At 37.8% G+C, this 17646-nt stretch carries 15 protein-coding genes; 1 reads left to right on the top strand and 14 read right to left on the bottom strand.

Going from position 1 to position 17646, the window contains the following annotated elements; translation table 11 throughout:
• Nucleotides 1–69: 69 nt before the first annotated feature.
• Nucleotides 70–942 (top strand): CAP domain-containing protein, encoded by an 873-nt coding sequence (locus ACFSUL_RS00420; RefSeq protein WP_377931646.1) that lies wholly within the window; start codon nt 70–72, stop codon nt 940–942.
• Between the two features lie 192 nt (nt 943–1134).
• Here the strand turns inward: ACFSUL_RS00420 and ACFSUL_RS00415 are convergent, their stop codons facing one another.
• The 14 genes from ACFSUL_RS00415 to ACFSUL_RS00350 form a co-directional block, all read right to left on the bottom strand.
• A complete protein-coding gene (locus ACFSUL_RS00415; protein ID WP_377931644.1) occupies nt 1135–2277 on the bottom strand; it encodes a histidine kinase N-terminal domain-containing protein in 1143 nt (380 codons plus the stop codon).
• 236 nt (nt 2278–2513) lie between these two features.
• Complete coding sequence (locus ACFSUL_RS00410) at nt 2514–4001, bottom strand: potassium/proton antiporter (protein WP_377931642.1); 1488 nt, start codon at nt 3999–4001, stop codon at nt 2514–2516.
• Between the two features lie 20 nt (nt 4002–4021).
• Complete coding sequence (locus ACFSUL_RS00405) at nt 4022–4579, bottom strand: tyrosine-type recombinase/integrase (protein ID WP_377931640.1); 558 nt, start codon at nt 4577–4579, stop codon at nt 4022–4024.
• 140 nt (nt 4580–4719) lie between these two features.
• Entirely contained in the window at nt 4720–5439 is a 720-nt protein-coding gene (locus ACFSUL_RS00400; RefSeq protein ID WP_377931638.1) for a hypothetical protein, read from the bottom strand.
• Between the two features lie 117 nt (nt 5440–5556).
• Nucleotides 5557–6936: an alkaline phosphatase gene (locus tag ACFSUL_RS00395; protein ID WP_377931636.1), complete on the bottom strand. Its 1380-nt coding sequence runs from the start codon at nt 6934–6936 to the stop codon at nt 5557–5559.
• A 172-nt stretch (nt 6937–7108) separates the two neighbouring features.
• A complete protein-coding gene (gene cotJC, locus ACFSUL_RS00390; RefSeq protein ID WP_377931634.1) occupies nt 7109–7678 on the bottom strand; it encodes a spore coat protein CotJC in 570 nt (189 codons plus the stop codon).
• 20 nt (nt 7679–7698) lie between these two features.
• Nucleotides 7699–7962, bottom strand: coding sequence for a spore coat protein CotJB (locus ACFSUL_RS00385; protein ID WP_071413555.1), 264 nt, complete (start codon nt 7960–7962; stop codon nt 7699–7701).
• Nucleotides 7963–7967: 5 nt separating this feature from the next.
• Nucleotides 7968–8204 carry a spore coat associated protein CotJA gene (locus ACFSUL_RS00380; protein ID WP_071413556.1) on the bottom strand — a complete coding sequence of 79 codons (237 nt, stop codon included), beginning with the start codon at nt 8202–8204 and terminating at the stop codon, nt 7968–7970.
• Between the two features lie 389 nt (nt 8205–8593).
• The gene (gene nagZ, locus ACFSUL_RS00375; protein WP_377931631.1) at nt 8594–10255 is read right to left on the bottom strand and encodes a beta-N-acetylhexosaminidase; all 1662 of its coding nucleotides are present in this window, start codon (nt 10253–10255) and stop codon (nt 8594–8596) included.
• A 315-nt stretch (nt 10256–10570) separates the two neighbouring features.
• Nucleotides 10571–10933 (bottom strand): hypothetical protein, encoded by a 363-nt coding sequence (locus tag ACFSUL_RS00370; protein ID WP_377931629.1) that lies wholly within the window; start codon nt 10931–10933, stop codon nt 10571–10573.
• Between the two features lie 579 nt (nt 10934–11512).
• On the bottom strand, nt 11513–12985 hold the full coding sequence (putP, locus tag ACFSUL_RS00365) for a sodium/proline symporter PutP (RefSeq protein ID WP_071413559.1): 1473 nt from the start codon (nt 12983–12985) through the stop codon (nt 11513–11515).
• Nucleotides 12986–13255: 270 nt separating this feature from the next.
• Nucleotides 13256–15370: an MMPL family transporter gene (locus tag ACFSUL_RS00360; protein ID WP_377931626.1), complete on the bottom strand. Its 2115-nt coding sequence runs from the start codon at nt 15368–15370 to the stop codon at nt 13256–13258.
• 142 nt (nt 15371–15512) lie between these two features.
• Complete coding sequence (locus ACFSUL_RS00355; RefSeq protein WP_377931624.1) at nt 15513–16088, bottom strand: TetR/AcrR family transcriptional regulator; 576 nt, start codon at nt 16086–16088, stop codon at nt 15513–15515.
• 163 nt (nt 16089–16251) lie between these two features.
• The gene (locus ACFSUL_RS00350) at nt 16252–17586 is read right to left on the bottom strand and encodes a YjiH family protein (RefSeq protein WP_377931622.1); all 1335 of its coding nucleotides are present in this window, start codon (nt 17584–17586) and stop codon (nt 16252–16254) included.
• Nucleotides 17587–17646 lie beyond the last annotated feature (60 nt).

The following is a 17646-nucleotide window of genomic DNA, read 5'->3' as shown; positions in this document are numbered from 1 at the left end:
CACTCTGTGTTTTCAACTGTTATTAAAGGCAATAACCTTTTAGAAAACGGCCTTTAAAATCCACTACCGATGATTGGAACTATATGTATTTTAATGGAAGGGATAAAACAACTCCCCCGGTACATATTAAAAATGGTCAAAGACCTAACTTTTAAATTGGAGGTTACCGATGAAAAAAAACTATTATGTTTATTTATTCCTTTTGTACTTTTAGCAGCCTGTAATACAGAAGAACAGGGGCAAGATGTACAAGAGCCTGATAACGTCAGCTATAATCCCGTATCATATGGTCCAAATAATGACCAGACACAGGATACAAAAAGAGGCAATGTCCAAGAAAATGCAAACATTATCACTCGCAAATTTGTTATACCAGGCAAACCTAATAATACAAATCAAATGACTCAGATTGACCCAAATCAAGGGGTTAATCCCAATCCTAATAACAAGCAAAATGATCAAGCACAACAAGGTAATGAGGCAACTCGAAACGATCAAACTACGGAAAGAAAAGAAGGAACAACAGAGAATAATGGTGGGAATGACCAAGGTAATGCGAGTAAATTTGTGCAACAAGTAGTAGACCTTACCAATAAAGAGCGCCAGAAAAATGGACTAGGAAATTTAAAAGCTGATTCAGAACTGGCCAATGTAGCACAGATTAAATCAGAGGATATGGTTCAAAAAGATTACTTTTCCCATACATCCCCAACATATGGATCTCCATTTGAAATGATGGAAAATTTCGGAGTAGATTATTCGACTGCTGCTGAAAATATTGCGATGGGACAACGTACACCAAATGAAGTCGTATCGGCTTGGATGAAGAGCCCTGGTCATAGAAAGAATATATTAAACAAAAAAGTAACCCATATTGGAGTAGGAATCGCGAACGATAATTCACAAGGTATTTATTGGACACAAATGTTTATTGCAAAATAAAATAGAAAGCCTGTCGCTTTATTTATAAAAGGGCAGGCTTATCTATCTGTAAAGGCTGTTTTCCATAAACACAGAACAAAGTCCAAAGTAATAGAGCAATCGCCAATTCATTGATCACCTCATTTACTCTTCCCCTCCTCAGAAAAGGATATAGTAAAAAAAAAACACCGGGTTTCCCGATGTAGTGGTACATTATCGTACGGCTTCAATAAGTCCCTCCTGCTCTGTAACTGCCTTTGGAACAGTAATCGAAAATGTCGTACTTTTTTCATCTGATGTGCAGCCAATTTCTCCTCCATGGTTTGCTATCAGTTTTTTACATACGTATAGACCAATTCCAGTTCCAAGCTCCTTCGTTGTAAAAAATGGTTCAAATATTGTTGCTATCTTATCTTTATCAATGACGGGACCATTATTAGAAAGAAGAATTTCTATTTTGCCATCGACAACTCTTCCATTAATGGCTATTCGTCGCTCTTGTTTTACAAGTTGCAACGCATCAATTGAGTTGATGATAATATTTAAAAATACTTGCCGAAATTCATCTCTATTTCCACTAATTCTAATCGTAGGGTCAATATTTTTAATAATTTCCACATCGTTATCCACGATACTTGGATATAGGAATTGTATGAGGTTGTCCATTAACCCAATCAAAGAGAAATCCTCTATATTTCTCGCTGTTACTTCCTTACGAGAAACATGTAGGAATTGCGAGATTCGATAATTAAGTTGATCTAATTCATGACTGATAATATCAAGATACTTTATATTCGGGTATTCATTTTCCATTAACTTAATAAACCCCATTACAGCTGTAAGTGGATTTCTAAATTCATGGACAAAACTCGATGACATCTGCCCAAGGATTGTAAGCCTCTCTTTATGTGTTTCATTAATAAAATCATCCTTTTCCTGTAAATGTTCCTCTTTTATCTCTGTATACCTTCTAACTGCATAATGGGAAAATTTATCAAATAAAATATTGATTTCTTTCAAAGGGGCTTGCAAGTGCTCTACTGGTATTCCGGAAGTCATCACCCAATCTAATATTTCACTTCTTCCTATATTAACGTTATAAACAAAATCTCCAATATTTACATCGGCTTCTGCTCTTTCTTTTGCAACTTTATAAGCCAATGCTTTAATTTTATCGTCTGTTAGTGGATTGCGAATTGTTTTCTTCACTAATTCAAACATTTTCAATCCGTTTTCTACTACTTCTTCTGTATATATATCAAGTTCAGTAATAATTGCTTTTTCTCTCCAGTAGTCAATAAACGTAGAGGTATTATTTTCTAGATAATAAATTAGATGATCGGCAATGGATGTCATCTTTCATTCCCGCTTTCTAAATAAATTTATTTTGGAAACTGCTCCTAAATTAGCACACCTTTTATAATATCAGAAATTTTAAAAATATTATATTGAAATTAGCAAAATTACCACTTATCTCTACTTTAACGAAAGAAGCAGCTGATCCAAAAACCAAATAACTAGTATTTTAGATTAGCTGCTTCTTCTATATTTTATTAGGTGCTTCAGAGACTATATCATGTTCACAGCCCCCGTTAAGAAGCATCCGTCTCTTTTCTTTTTTCTTGTAAAATCTTTTTTAACTGCTGCTTATCTTTTCGAGCAGATAAAATGTAGAGAAAGTCTCCCGGTTGAATAGTCGTGTTTCCGCTTGGCGTAATAAGCGTTCCATTTCGAATAATGGCATTTATTAATGCACCAGTCGGGAATGGGATTTCCATTAAGTTTTTCCCCACTATTGCAGCGTCTTCCTGCATTTCATACTCAAACATTTCCGCGTCTGCCTTTCCTAAAGAAATAAGCTCTAATGAATGTATCGGCATTGTTTTAGCAGGCCCTGTTAAGTTTAATTTAGCCGCTAGATTGGTGATCGTGCTTCCTTGGATTAAACAGCTCGTTAAAACAACGAAAAATACTACATTAAATATTAAGTCACTACCCTCGACTCCTGCTAATAACGGGAAAGTGGCGAGCACAATCGGAACTGCCCCTTTTAGCCCTGCCCACGATAAAAATATGATTTCCTTATGAGAATATCCCATTTTTATCGTGGACAAATAGACAGCAGCTGGTCTCGCTACTAGCAACAGAATCGCTGAAAGACCTATCCCCTTTAAGAAAATGTCCCATGTGAAAAGTTCTGACGGGAAAACAAGAAGACCTAAAATAACAAACATCAAAATTTGCATCATCCAAGCAAAACCTTCGGAAAAGCGAAAGATTGAGTGACGGTAGGCAATTTCAGCATTTCCAATCAAAATCGCAGCTACATAGACCGCAAGCAATCCGCTCCCACTTAAAAAATCAGTAATTCCATATGTTAATAGTGCAAAAGCTGTTGCAAATACAGGATAAAGTCCGCTCGAATCTAAATTAATTTTATTCAATCCCCAAATAGCTAACTTCCCTAGCACTAAACCAAATAGTAAACCAAGTCCCATTTGTACAAAGAACGATCCAATTAATGTAAACACACTGGAGTCAGGAATTGTAATCAGTTCTATCATTGCGACTGTTAAGAAAACTGCCATCGGGTCATTAGATCCAGATTCTGCTTCCAATGTTGCACCGATCCGAGGTTTTATATTTTGTCCCTTTAAAGTAGCAAATACAGCAGCTGCATCTGTTGAACCAACGATGGCACCAAATAATATTGACTCGAGCCAACCGAGATCCAAAATTAGCTTCGCCGCTAGTGCTACAATTCCCGTCGTTAACAGAACACCGATCGTCGCTAGTGAAAGAGAAGGTTTAATAACCGGCTTCAACGTACTCCATTTCGTCTGAATGCCACCCTCAAACAAAATAATAATGAGTGCTAAAATACCAATCATTTGAGCTAAACTAGCATCGTCAAAATAGATAAAGCCTAATATGTCACTTCCCATTACCATTCCAACCATCATAAATAGCACAAGGGAAGGTACTCCTAACCGAGCAGAAAATTTTGTTGTCAATACACCTAAAATTAATAGCACAGCTGTGAGCAAAATAAAGGTGTCTGGTTGCTGTAACTCTGACATCAAAAGCATCCACCTACTTTCTATAAATTTACATCCAATTCAATTTCCGTTGATTTATCCTTTTTCAATCCTAAGTAATGAAGGGTTTCGGATGACGTGCACTGTTGAAGTCTTTTCTGAATAAGAGAGATTGCAATTCCTTTCTTGAAGGCGTGGTACCCAAATGTTTTTCGGAGAGTGTGTGTACCAATTGATTCTTCTATGCCTGCGTCACGAGCGGCATCGTTAATGATGCGATACGCTTGCTGACGTGATATGGGATGAGTTGTTTTGCGTGATTTAAAGAGGTAGTCATTGTGTTGAAGCTTTTCTACAGCTATGCATTGCTTGATTGCGTTTCGCACCTGTTCATTTAAATAGATGGGAGGATAATCTATTGAATTAGAAGGTAAATAATGAAACACACTGCCTGAATCGGACAAAACATCCTTAACTTGCGTATGCAATAACGTATGAATTCGGATTCCAGTATTTATTCCAAGTAAAAATAAGCAGTAATCCCGCGAAGAATGAGACTTCAAATATTTTTTCATGTTCAGAATCTGTTGTTTATCTTTTATCGCTTCTACTGTTTTCATTTTTCACCTCTCTAATGTTACATAAATATATTATAACACTAATTTATGTAACATTAAAATAAAACAGTCCTAAAAATCAGAAAAAACCTCCATCGCTTATTCGAAGAAGGTTTTAGCTATCACTCTTATATACAATTATTCTATAATTTTATTCTTATCTCTTTTGATTTCTCTATCATTTTCTCTTCTTTATCAAAAACATCGCTCGTTATCAGTTTTACCCAGTCGGGTAGCTCCTCTGTGTGATTTTCTTCTGAATGTTCTTCATCGTGCGAGCCCGCATTTAAGATAAATCCAAGATTCCCCTTTTTCACAGCACGAGCTTCCAATTTTCCATTAAGTCCCTCTAAATAAATATCCTTTTGCCAATCAAACTTCTCTCCCGTACTCGTTTCGAAAAGTGCAATTGGAGCAAAATGGACTGGCTGTTCCGATGTATTTTCTATTTCTACCCACACTTTCACAAAATTAAATTCTTTTTTATGTGTTAAGACATGAAAGTAGTCGATCATACTATAATCAGGTGTTAAATGAATAATCTTTGCTTCTTTTACCGTAAGCTTAACAGGTCCAATCATATAGGTCTTATTAATTTCATTTATCTGCTTTAACGTCGCTTCTCCTTTTGCATCACGATGCTTTTGCCCCTTTTTGGTAAGCATCTTGTCATCGGTTACTTGTGGATTAGATCGATAGCTAACAGCTTTCGTTGCCTCTCCTGTCGCTTCCACAGACTCACCTTCAACAAGCGGGGCTTCTTTCTTTTCCTTATTTTCATTACTTCCGGCAGCAGCTGAGCATGCCGAGAGAAAACAAATGATTACCGCCGGCAGGAATAAAAATAAATATGTTTTCTTCATCAAGTTTCTCCCCTTTATGTAAGGTTGGACTGACCCATGAGTTTTGTCTGTCAGCTTTTTCCTAGTTTATGACTGTCACACCACACTGGGTCAGCACCAATTTTGTCTTAGTAGGTTCTATTTATCTTCTATTCTAATTTTATATTTCAGTAAATCATAAAGAATTTTGGCATTATCCGTGTTATCAATAGTGCCGATAAAATTTTCACGACCAGGTCCATAAGCATAAACAGGAACGTCTTCACCTGTGTGGCCGCCTGTTGTCCAGCCAGTATTACTTCTTACATCAAAAATCGTTTCAATTGCATTATCAATAGCTGTTTGTCCGTGCGCTACTGCATCCTTTACAGATTGAATTTCTTTCGGTGTAAGAGCAAGCTTATCTTGATTGATATACTTTTTCAGTGTCGCCTCTACCGCTTTTCCATTAGCAATTTCAGCAGCCATAAAATCCGGAGTCCGCTCTGCCGCTTTAATTGGTTCAGGATTCCAATTGTAGTCTCCGTTTGCTGCTACCGAAAAACCACCCGTAGAATGGTCAGCTGTTGCAACAACAAGGGTATGCTTGTCCTTTTTCGCATAGTCAATTGCTGCTTGGAAAGCTTTTTCAAAATCTTTCATTTCACTCATTGCTGCAACAATGTCATTATCATGACCCGCCCAGTCAATCTGGCTTCCTTCTACCATAAGGAAAAAGCCGTCTTTATCAGATTTCAAACGATCAATTGCCTGTTTTGTCATATCTTCTAAAGAAGGTGTCGAGTCTGGACGGTCAATCATTTTAGGTAGTCCACCGTCTGCAAATAAGCCAATAACCTGCTCATTATTATTTTTTTCAAGCTGTTTTTTATCCTTCACATAGCTGTAACCGTCTTTGGTAAATTCATTTGCTATGTTACGGTCTTCACGCACAAAGTTCGTCATGCCGCCACCGAGCATCACATCAATTTTATGATTGCCCTTAATTGTTTCATCAAAATAATCTTCTGCAATGGCGTCCATGTTTTTGCGGTATTCATCATGAGCACCATAAGCAGCAGGGGTCGCATGCGTAATTTCAGAAGTAGCGACTATTCCTGTCGATTTTCCCTTTTCTTTTGCTGCTTCTAAAATTGTTTTCACTTCAGAACCATCATTATCAACAGAAATAGCATTATTATACGTTTTAATGCCCGCAGCCATCGCCGTTGCAGCGGATGCAGAATCTGTCACACTTTGGTCTGGATCTTCCGGATACGTCATTTGCGTACCTACTGCATAAGGATCAAATGCAGTTCGTTCTGCGCCCTTAGTAGATGGATCATCCTTTAAATAACGATAGGCAGAAGTGTAAGATACACCCATTCCATCACCGATTAAGAAAATAACATTTTTAACTTCAGGTCCTTTTTTACTCATTTTTGCTTCAGCTGTTGACATACTTCCAGACGTTAAACTTCCAAATGCAACCATTGAAAGAACAGCAACAGGAAGTAGTTTTTTACTAAACTTTTTCATTTACCTTCGCCTCCTAAACTATTATTGATTGCTTCGTATACAATACAAGTTTAGGAGGGAACTATTAAGCTAGATTTAGAGAAATGTAAAATTAGTGTAAATATTAGGAGTGTTCGACACAAAACACACCATCCCAAATGTAAGATGGTGTGTTTCGTCACTCCTTATTTAATTAAAATACCTTCTTTCGGTCGCGTTCTTCTTTTAAAATATCAACAGCTTCTCTAAACCTCTGTGAGTGAATGATTTCCCTCTCTCTTAAAAAGCGAAGGCCGTCATTCAAATCCGGGTCATCCGACATGTCAATAATCCATTGATAGGTCGCTCTTGCCTTCTCTTCTGCGGCAATATCCTCGTATAGATCTGCAATAGGGTCACCTTTTGCCTGAATATATGTAGCAGTAAAAGGTACCCCTGCTGCATTATGATAAAATAACGCACTGTCATGGTCAACGTAATGTGGCGCTAGACCAGCTGCTTTTAATTGCTCCGGTTTGGCATCCTTTGTTAGCTTATAGACCATTGTTGCAATCATTTCTAGATGAGCAAATTCTTCCGTACCTATATCTGTTAACAGTCCAATTACCTTGTCTGGAATCGTATATCGCTGATTTAAATAACGAAGGGCAGCTGCTAATTCCCCATCTGCCCCTCCATATTGTTCAATCAAAAACTTAGCTAGAGTAGGGTTACATGTACTAACCTTTACGGGATACTGAAGTTTTTTCTCGTAGTTCCACATTCATGTCTCTCCCCTTTTCTTTAAACTTGCCATGGCCACGGGCCGCTTTTCCACGTCCAGTATTCGTGAGAAGGGTTTATCCCACCAAAGCTTATCGGACCAAAGGACATCTCAAACTTTTGCTTAAGTTGCTTGCTAAACTGAGCGTATTGATTATATTGTTGAATCGCCCCCGCATCAGTAGGATGGGTATCGAGGTACAAATTTAACTCGACTAATACAAAGTCAACGGCCTGAATTTCTTCTAACAGCTGATAATACTCTTTCGGCAATGTTTTGGCCATATCCCTTATTTCCCTCCTTTTTCATAGGGGTTCTCATAAAAATCATAAAAAACAGGCCATAGCGTTCCTCGCTTTAATGCCTCTACAGGAGAATATTGTTGAAGATTTGGTGGCTGGAATCCTAGATATAAATTAGGTGGGGTACTATAATATTTTTTACCAATTGGAGGACAGGGGTCAAAAGGGCTGTGATAAGGCTTATACGTCTTTGTTTTCGTAAAGGACTCTTGATGACTTTTCATGTTTTGAACACCTCACCAAATTATTTCTCTTATGACTATATTCAAGTATAGGTGCAGATATCCATCATTTTGCTAATAAAATGCAGACAGGGGCTGTCTCCTTTCTCTATTAGAGCATTAGCCGATTACCTTGCGTGGTCAGTTCCCAGCTAATGTAGACACTTTGTTTGAAGGGGATGTAAATCATCCCTTTTAGGAATAGACATGGGGACAGACCCCGTTGCCTCTTGGAAGAGTATGTAGACTGTCTATTCAAATGCAGAACGGTGTCCGTCCCCTTATCTATTAATAGAGCCAATGAATTGCTCCCTCCGCTTACCGGATTTCTTTGTAGATAGGGGACTGACACCGCAGTGTATTTGCAATTACTAGGTTAAAATGAAACGTAATTACTCCATGTATTTATTCAAAATGTTTTCACCATACTGATTTAACTCTTCCATATTAACATCTTGGGCTTTTTCACGATTAAGATTGTATTTCTGTTTTAATTGAATAATTCTACTAACACTCTCATTAATTCTTTCTTCTGATATTTCTCCGGTTTCCACCGCTGCTTGCAATGCATCTATCGCAGACACTACTTTGTTATAATCATGTGCCACCATAATAATATCACTGCCCGCCTTCACCGATTCCACCGCTGCTTTCCCGATTTCATAGTTATTTGTTATCGCCTTCATTGTCATGTCATCCGTCATTACCACCCCATTAAAACCGAGTTGCTCTCTTAAAATTCCAGTAATAATATTTTTTGACATAGAGGACGGAGACGTAGCGTCGAGTTGTGGTAATAAAATATGAGCAACCATAACAACATCAGCCCCATTATTAATGGCGCGTGTAAATGGTATTAATTCCAGATCTTTTAGCTCTTCCAGGCTTTTATTAACCCTCGGTAGATCCAAATGCGAATCAACGGAGGTATCACCGTGACCTGGAAAATGTTTTATTACCGAAACAATATTTTGCGATTGAATTCCTTCCATCGTTTTAATTCCTAACTCACTTACAATGTCAGCGTTATTTCCAAATGAGCGGTCTCCAATAATTGGATTATTCGGGTTGCTGTTCACATCAAGTACTGGCGCAAAATCAAGATTGAAACCAAACGCATTTAACTCCTTGCCCAACAAGGTCCCGATTTCATATGAAAATTGGGCATTATTGATGGCTCCTATTTTTGCATTTGTCGGCGTATCAATTAAATCTCCCGGCAATCTAGAAACCTTCCCACCTTCCTGGTCCACACTTAACAGAAGGGGCAAACGGTTAGGAGCATTCTCAGCTTTCATTTCATTTAGCAATTGCACAGTTTGTTGAGGGTTTTCCAAATTATTTGCGTAAAAAATAATACCGCCAACATGGTAATTATTCACCAAGTCTTTTGTATTTGACGTGAGACTAGTTTCAGAAATTCCAGCCAAAATCATTTGGCCAATTTTTTCCTTCAAACTCATTTCCGATAGAATTTCAGTATCTTCTTCTTGATTGTTTGGCTTTGTAAAAACAGAAACATGATGAACTTTCGGGTTAGGCTCGCTATCTGTTGGTTTAGGTAAAACCCATTTCAATTCATACATGTCATTCACAGCATAAACAAGGATAATTTGGTTAGTCGCCTCATCTTTGTAATAGCGAACTTCATCTGGTTCGCCTTTCTCCTTCTTAACATCTTCCATGTGTATGCTTTGTAATTCCGAATCAAACGACCTGACATCGAAAATAAGCTGGTCATGATAACCGACCGTCACCTTATGATCTGGATACTCTGCATAAGAACCATTTTCTTCCTGCATTGTTTTTTCCGCTTCCCCCCACTTTTTCGTCACTTCTTCTACTTCTGTCTGTCCCGCAATAAATGGTGCGTACGGTATCTTTCCTTTTTTAGATTCTGAAAAAACAGTATCTACCAATGTCTCTGGGCTTACACCTTTATTCTGAGCAGGTTCTTCCTCTTGACGCTTTCCTTCATCTCCTTTTCCAAAAAAATAAATTACGGCCACAGCGACCAAAAGAACGATAAATAAATATCCAAACTTCTTCAACATTATGATTCCTCCAAATAAGCATTTCCCACTTTTACTAGTATTCTATTTCATTTATCATCTATCTTGATGTTTTGATTTATCTTACATAGTATCAGTCGTAAATTATCCCACAAAGTTTCAAAAAAATCAGCTACTTTATCAGCAGCTGATTTTTTAAGGATTTCCAGGTATTATGTAAATCCAATACTATGCAGACGGGTCTGTCCCCTTATTTATAAAGCCGATGACTTACTCACTTCTGTTATCGGCTTTCTCTGTATGCCGGAGACTGACACCGTACAGTAGTTTGTACTCCCTACATTAAACACAGGATTTTTATTCACTAGATAATTGCGGAACTTTTATTGGCGTATCTAATGTATAGTGATCACGATAAGAACGATAAGAAACTACACTGTGGTCTTTTGTGAGAACATTTAATTGTAAAATATGAGAGCCTCTCATTTCTAAATAAAAATGAACGTCCTCAACATTCAATTGATAAAAAGAAAAGTTGAGATTTAAATAACTTTTATTGCTTGTTATTGTATCAGGGTGCTGTTGAATATACTCAGCCAAATCCTTCACAGTAGACCAAGATGTCCCTGTCATCGAAAACACCTTTTCTTTCACAAAAGAACTCGCCTGATTTAGCGTTGTTTTCGCTTTATGTGCCATATTGCTCAAATTCTTATTCATAATCGTCCTCCTTTTTTTCTAGTATATCCCCTATTCAAATGCAGACGGGGTCTGTCCCCTTATCTATTCAAAGAGCCGATGAATTGCTCTCTCTCTGCTTACCAACTTTCTTCGTCCGCCGGGGACTGACACCGCACAGTAATTTGCAGATATCAAGATAAAACACCGGAAAGGTCTATCCAATCTTTTATTAACAAGTTACCTGCAGGTTGCCTTCGGTGTCAGTCCCTGCGGGCGTAACTACTTTGTTTGAAGATTGTGTAGATCACCTCTTTTTACAAAGGCTCTTTTCTCATAGATTGTTGTTTTTACTTATAAATTCAGCCCGTTGATTTCCGCTACGGGCACTTGCTTTCCGCGGGGAGGAATGGGAGCCTCCTCAGCTTCGCCTGTGGGGTCTCCCACTTCCCTCTCTTCCCGCAGGAGTCAAGTGCCCTCCGCTCCAATCAACTCAGTGGGTTAAACTTAGTTTTCCGTTAAAAAGCAACAAACTTTACGAAAACAGCCTTTACAAAAGGTTAGGGGCAGCCCCCGTTGTCTCGTGAAAGAGTATCCAGGTCAACTCTCAGTAATCAAATTCTACCCCTTCCTTAAACGTTCCTTCACTTCATCAAACTGTTTTTGAACTTCAGCACTAGGTTCCTTCCCTACAAGACTAACTACTACTATAGAAATAACAGAAAGGATAAATCCAGGGAGGAGTTCATACATCTCAAAGATACCGCCAGTTAAATTGGACCAAACGACTACTGTAACAGCACCAACAATCATTCCTGCTAAAGCGCCATTTCTTGTCATTCGCTTCCAGAATAAACTTAAAAGAATTAACGGACCAAAAGCAGCACCAAAGCCAGCCCATGCATAACTCACTAGTTCTAATACTTTACTGTCACGATCGTAACCAAGGAATATCGCTATTACGGCAATTGCCAGGACAGCAAACCGCCCAATCAGCATCTCTTCTTTTTGGCTGGCATTTTTTCTAAAGATTGATTTGTAAAAATCTTGTGTAAGCGCACTAGAAGAAACGAGTAGCTGTGAATCGACCGTACTCATGATAGCTGATAAAATTGCGGCAAGAAGAAATCCCGCAACCCAAGGGTTGAATAGTACTTGTGAAAACATAATAAACACAGTCTCTGAGTTATCTAATGGAGCATCTGCAAAATAAGCAATACCGGAAAAACCAACAATAATCGCTCCAAACAAGGACACAACCATCCAGGTCATTCCGATTAAGCGGGCTTTCGGAACTTCTTTTGTCGATTTAATTCCCATAAATCGAACAACAATATGAGGTTGACCGAAATAGCCAAGCCCCCATGCCAATAAGGAAACGACACTAATAAAAGTAGCTCCGGAGTATACATTTAAATAAGAGGTATCCATGTTTCCTACCGTAGCTACCGTTTCGCTCCAACCACCTAATTCATTAATAGCTACCATTGGAATAATAATCAACGCTAAGAACATTAAGATCCCTTGTATGAAGTCCGTCCAACTTGCGGCAAGAAAGCCACCGAAAAATGTATACGAAATAATAACAGCAGCACCTACCCAAAGGGCAAGTCTATAATCCATGTTGAATGACTCTTCAAGCAGAATTGCTCCTCCCACCAAACTAGAGGATGTATAGAAAGTAAAAAATACTAAGATTACTACAGCAGAGATAACACGAAGAACTTTTGAATTATCTGCAAAACGGTGTTCGAAGTAATCTGGAACAGTAATGGAGTCATTTGCTACTTCCGTATATACTCGGAAAGGTTTCGCAACAAACTGCCAGTTCAAATAAGCACCTGTTGATAACCCTATCGCAAGCCAAATTGAGCCCATTCCACTAGCATAAACAGCACCAGGTAACCCTAACATGAGCCAACCACTCATATCAGAAGAACCAGCACTTAACGCTGCTACACCTGCTCCAAGGCGTCTGCCTCCGAGTACATAATCTGATAAATTACTTGTTAGCTTTGCAGCCAGGTAACCAACAATTAGCATTCCTACTAAATATATTATGATCGAAATCAATGTAGGTATATTAATATCCATATACTATTCGCTCCTTTTTTCAACTACATACGTGATAAGGGATAAAACGATTAACAAAGGCATTGGGACCAATAACCAAAACCATGTACCAGTAGTTAAGTCCATTTCCACTTCCCCTCCTCTACAAAGCAACTCCTACCTATAAATTTAAATTAATCATTCGGTGCCAACTTATTTTTTACAAAACAGACCAAAATTATTGATACTGAAAAAATAGAAATGCGCCCATTAAAAAAGACCCCCTGTACGGAGGTCTATCATTCCATCATTTTATCCTTCTATACCTTTTTCCCTGTTTTTATCCTTCTCAAATAACACAAGCAAACTTGGCAATAAAACACCTCGAATTAAGAACGTATCTAACAAAATCCCAACTGCAACAATGAAGCCGAAAACAAATAATATTTGGATTGGCTGCGTCATTAGAACAGCAAAGGTTGCAGCAAGTAAAATTCCTGCTGAAGATATTACACCACCTGTATTCGACACGGCCATTTCCACTGCCTTCCGAACTGGATGCTTTCTTCGTTCTTCCATAAATCGTGATATTAAAATAATATTATAATCAATTCCAAGTGCTACTAAAAACACAAAGGAATAAAGTGGTACTCGATTACTAATCGAATCAATATCAAAGAATAAATTACTCAAAAACATCCCTAAGCCAACTGCCGCTAAGAATGACAATAATATTGTCCCCATCATATAAATTGGCATTTTGATTGACTTCGTTAGGAAAATTAACATAACTAAAATTAAGATCGTCTCTAGCAATACAATAACAATGAGGTCTCGGTTGTTGATGGACCGGTCATCCACTTGTGTAGCTGTTTCACCAGCGAAATACAAGTCACCTTCAAGATTACTAGCAGCTAACAGTTGAGTAGCATCATCTCTCATGTTCTCCAAAGCATCCATCGTTTCGGTAGAATATGGACTTTCCTTAAACGTTAGACTAAATGTCAGAACTTTTCCATCTTCCGTGCTGTTATTTAGCCGAACATTACTTACAAGTGGTTGAGACGCAAGTTCGCTTCTCAATGCTTCTTGCTCTTCTACCGTGATAGCCTTTTCTGCTTCAAACAAGACAGTTGTTGGTGCTAAATCACCTTTTTCAAACTTTTCTTCTAATATTTCATATCCTTGTCTAGAAGGCATATCTTCCGGAAAGGACTTAATCGTATCAAACTGATAGTTCATATTAAACATATTACTTGCTGATAGGAGTAGAATGAAACCAACTACACTAGCAGATATTGCTGGCTTTTTCACAACAAAACGACCTACTTTTCCCCAGAAGGAACTTGTTGCTATCCTTTTATCCCCTACTCTTGGAACTTTAGGCCAAAAAGATTTTCTACCGAAGAGTGTGAATAATGCCGGTACAAGCGTTACAGATGCTAGCATAATCACAACCATTGTCGTACTAAAAATAGGAGCAAAGTTTTTGTAATCACCAAATTCGGCAAAGAATAAAATAAGCATCGCTGCTAAAACGGTTCCTCCCGAATAGAAGACAGGTATTCCTGTTTCCCTCATCGCCGCTTTCATAGCATCAAACTTATTCTCATGATTCTTTAACTCTTCACGGAACCGCGAAAAGACAAACAAGGAATAATCAATAACAGCAGCGAATAGTAGAATACTCATAATGGATAACGTCTGTTTATTCAAAAGCAATCCAGCCTGACCCATTAATCCAAGTGCTTGATTCACTACTTCGTACACAAAGCCTGCAGCTAATAATGGAATTAACGCTAATAACGGCGAGCGATAAATAACGATTAATAAAACTAAAATAATTCCTACCGTTGATAGCATAAGAACGATGTCCGCTCTAGAAAAGAGATCCAAAGTATCTGTCGCAATACCTGCAGGACCTGTTATATTTAACGTTAAATCCGTCGACTTATCCGCTACTTCCATGACCTTTTCTTGTGACTCTTTGATTTCTTTTGATTCCAAAGAAGAATCAAAAGTCAAAGGGATAACAGCAGTAGTCTTGTCTTCCGAAAAGAAACCATCGATAGCTTGTGGAGGTAAAGCGGCCAATGGAATAACTTCTTTGATTCCTTCAATTTTTTCTGTTTCAACCTTTTCTAAGAATTCCGTCAGGTTAGTTAGCTCCACTTCTCCTTCATCGGATTGAAAAACTAACAGTGCAGGAATCCCATCATTATCTTGAAAATAATGATCAACCTTATTTTGTGCAATAACCGATTTTGCATCGTCAGGAATAGAATCAATACTTGAAACCTCATAATCCTTCGCACTTGGGGCTAAAACTGCCAAAAGAATCGTCACAATTAACCAAGCTCCAAACGTTATCCACATTCCCCTTTTCGTTGCGACGAAATCGGTAATAGTATTTAATAAATTTTTCATCCCGTTCTCCCTCTCTCATTGGTAGAAAGTCCATTTATCGTACATGAATATGATAATTCATGACACAAGTGTCACTTTAAGCAAAAAATAAAGTGACACCTCCGTCACTATTGATTATCTTTCAAAGTGACGTAAGTGTCAATTACTCGCTTGTGAACATTCCATGACTAATTATTTCCTTTATGGAAGATACCCACTCTGTATGTGTGATACCAAAATGATTGGGAATTTCAATCGTTTGAAAAATAAAACCTAAAATCAACCCGTCTGGAATCGCTTGTTTTAAAACCTGTTCTTCTCTCCCTAAATTTATAAAATCTTGTAGATATTTATACATATCAAGATGAAGTTTTTCTAACTGATCTATATTTTCTCTTACCTTTTCATTTGCGTTTTTCGGAATTTGATAAATCATCCTTCGAATTGGCGGAACTTCACTATGATTTAGAATAATGGTTAATAAGAAGTCAAATTGAGATTTGAAGCTTGTATAGGTACTGATTTGTTGTAACTCTAATAAAAATTCTTGCATTTCATAGACCATATACTCTGTAATTAACTCATCTTTATTCTCGTAATATTTATATAACGTACCTCTTGCGACATGTAAACGATCAGCTAGTAGACTAAACGTAAATGCCTCATATCCATTATCAAGAAGCAAGTTTTTTGTCATTTTAAATAATTCTTTTGTAGAAAACTTACGCTCGCGTGCCATTTGTTCACCTCATTATTAATTATAGTACTACGGATGAACAATGGAAATAAAGTTTTGTACTCTAGTGGAGTTGGAGACGTTAGATCTGGTACTTTAGCTCTTAGGCTAATCGAGCCAGTACAAATAAAAACACAAAAAAGAGGCCATAAGCCCCTTCTTCCTTTTAAAGTAATAAAAACGCAAGTGGTGTCACAATAATTAATGTAAGAACCGTTCTTTCAAACCAAATAATTAAAAGGTTTTTGATGCTAATCGGAATATCTGTTGACAAAATGCACGGGATACTAGCCGAGAAAAACAGAATAGCAGATACAGAAACAACCGCTGTCACAAATTTCGTAACTAATGGTGCCTCGACCACAAGAAGAGCTGGCAGGAACATTTCTGCAATTTCAACGGATGCAGCTTTTGCCGCAAGTAATGGTTCCGGTAATTGCAATGCCCACGTAAATGGATAGAAAATATACCCTACCACATCAAAGAAAGGGGTAAATTCTGCTAAAACTAGCCCTAACAGACCGACAGACATAATCGATGGTAAAATACTCATTGTCATGATGAGGCCGTCTTTAAAATTCATGAAAATATTTTTCCCAAGAGACGGGGAATTTTCAGCAGTGATCATCGCACTTTTCCACGCATTCTGCACAATATTTTTCTTTACAATTACTTCTGGTTCTCCTTCTTCTGTATAATAATTATTGCTTAATTTGTTGAGTGGCCATATCCGAACAGTTATTGCGGTGACAAGGAAGGTTACGACCAAGGTAAGCCAAAAATACAGATTCCAAACATCCATTAATCCTAATGTTTTAGCAATGACAATCATAAACGTCACGGAAACAGTAGAAAACCCAGTAGCGATAATGGCTGCTTCTTTTTCCGTGTATTTCCCTTCCTTGAATACTCTATTCGTTATTAACAAGCCAATAGAATAACTTCCGACAAAGGAGGCAACGGCGTCAACAGCCGAACGACCAGGTGTTTTCCAGACGGGTCGCATGACTCTTTGCATTAATACCCCTAAAAACTCTAGAAGTCCATAACCAACTAATAAAGCAAGGAATACGGCTCCTATTGGAACGAGTAATCCAACTGGTATAACTAGTTTTTCCAATAGAAACGGCCCCATGTTAGGTAGCATTAACCATGAAGGTCCTACTTCAAATACAATCATGACCGTTGCGACGACTCCCAATACCTTAAAAATGGAAAATACTAACTCTACTATACTAGTATTCCACTTTCTACTAACAAAGGGGTAAACAGCCCCGGCTATAATGATTAATAAGGCATAATAAGGAACAGCAGTGGGGAAGGAAGTGCTAATCCAAGTGACAATATGATCTAAAATAATCGTTGAGTTTCCATTAATGGTTAGCGGAATGAAAAAGACGAGTACACCAATCAAACTATAAATTAGAAATTTAAATAAGGATGATGTAGGGGCTTCTGGTTTCGGTTCCATTTTGTTGTGTTCCATTTTAACTTCTGACATGAAACGCCCTCCTTTTATTGAAAATTCCGTCAAATCAGGTTGCAAATTCTAGCTAGTCCT

The organism is Bacillus seohaeanensis, assembly GCF_042684945.1.
Lineage (GTDB): Bacteria > Bacillota > Bacilli > Bacillales > Bacillaceae_B > Rossellomorea > Rossellomorea seohaeanensis.
This window is presented reverse-complemented; position numbering and strand designations above follow the sequence as displayed.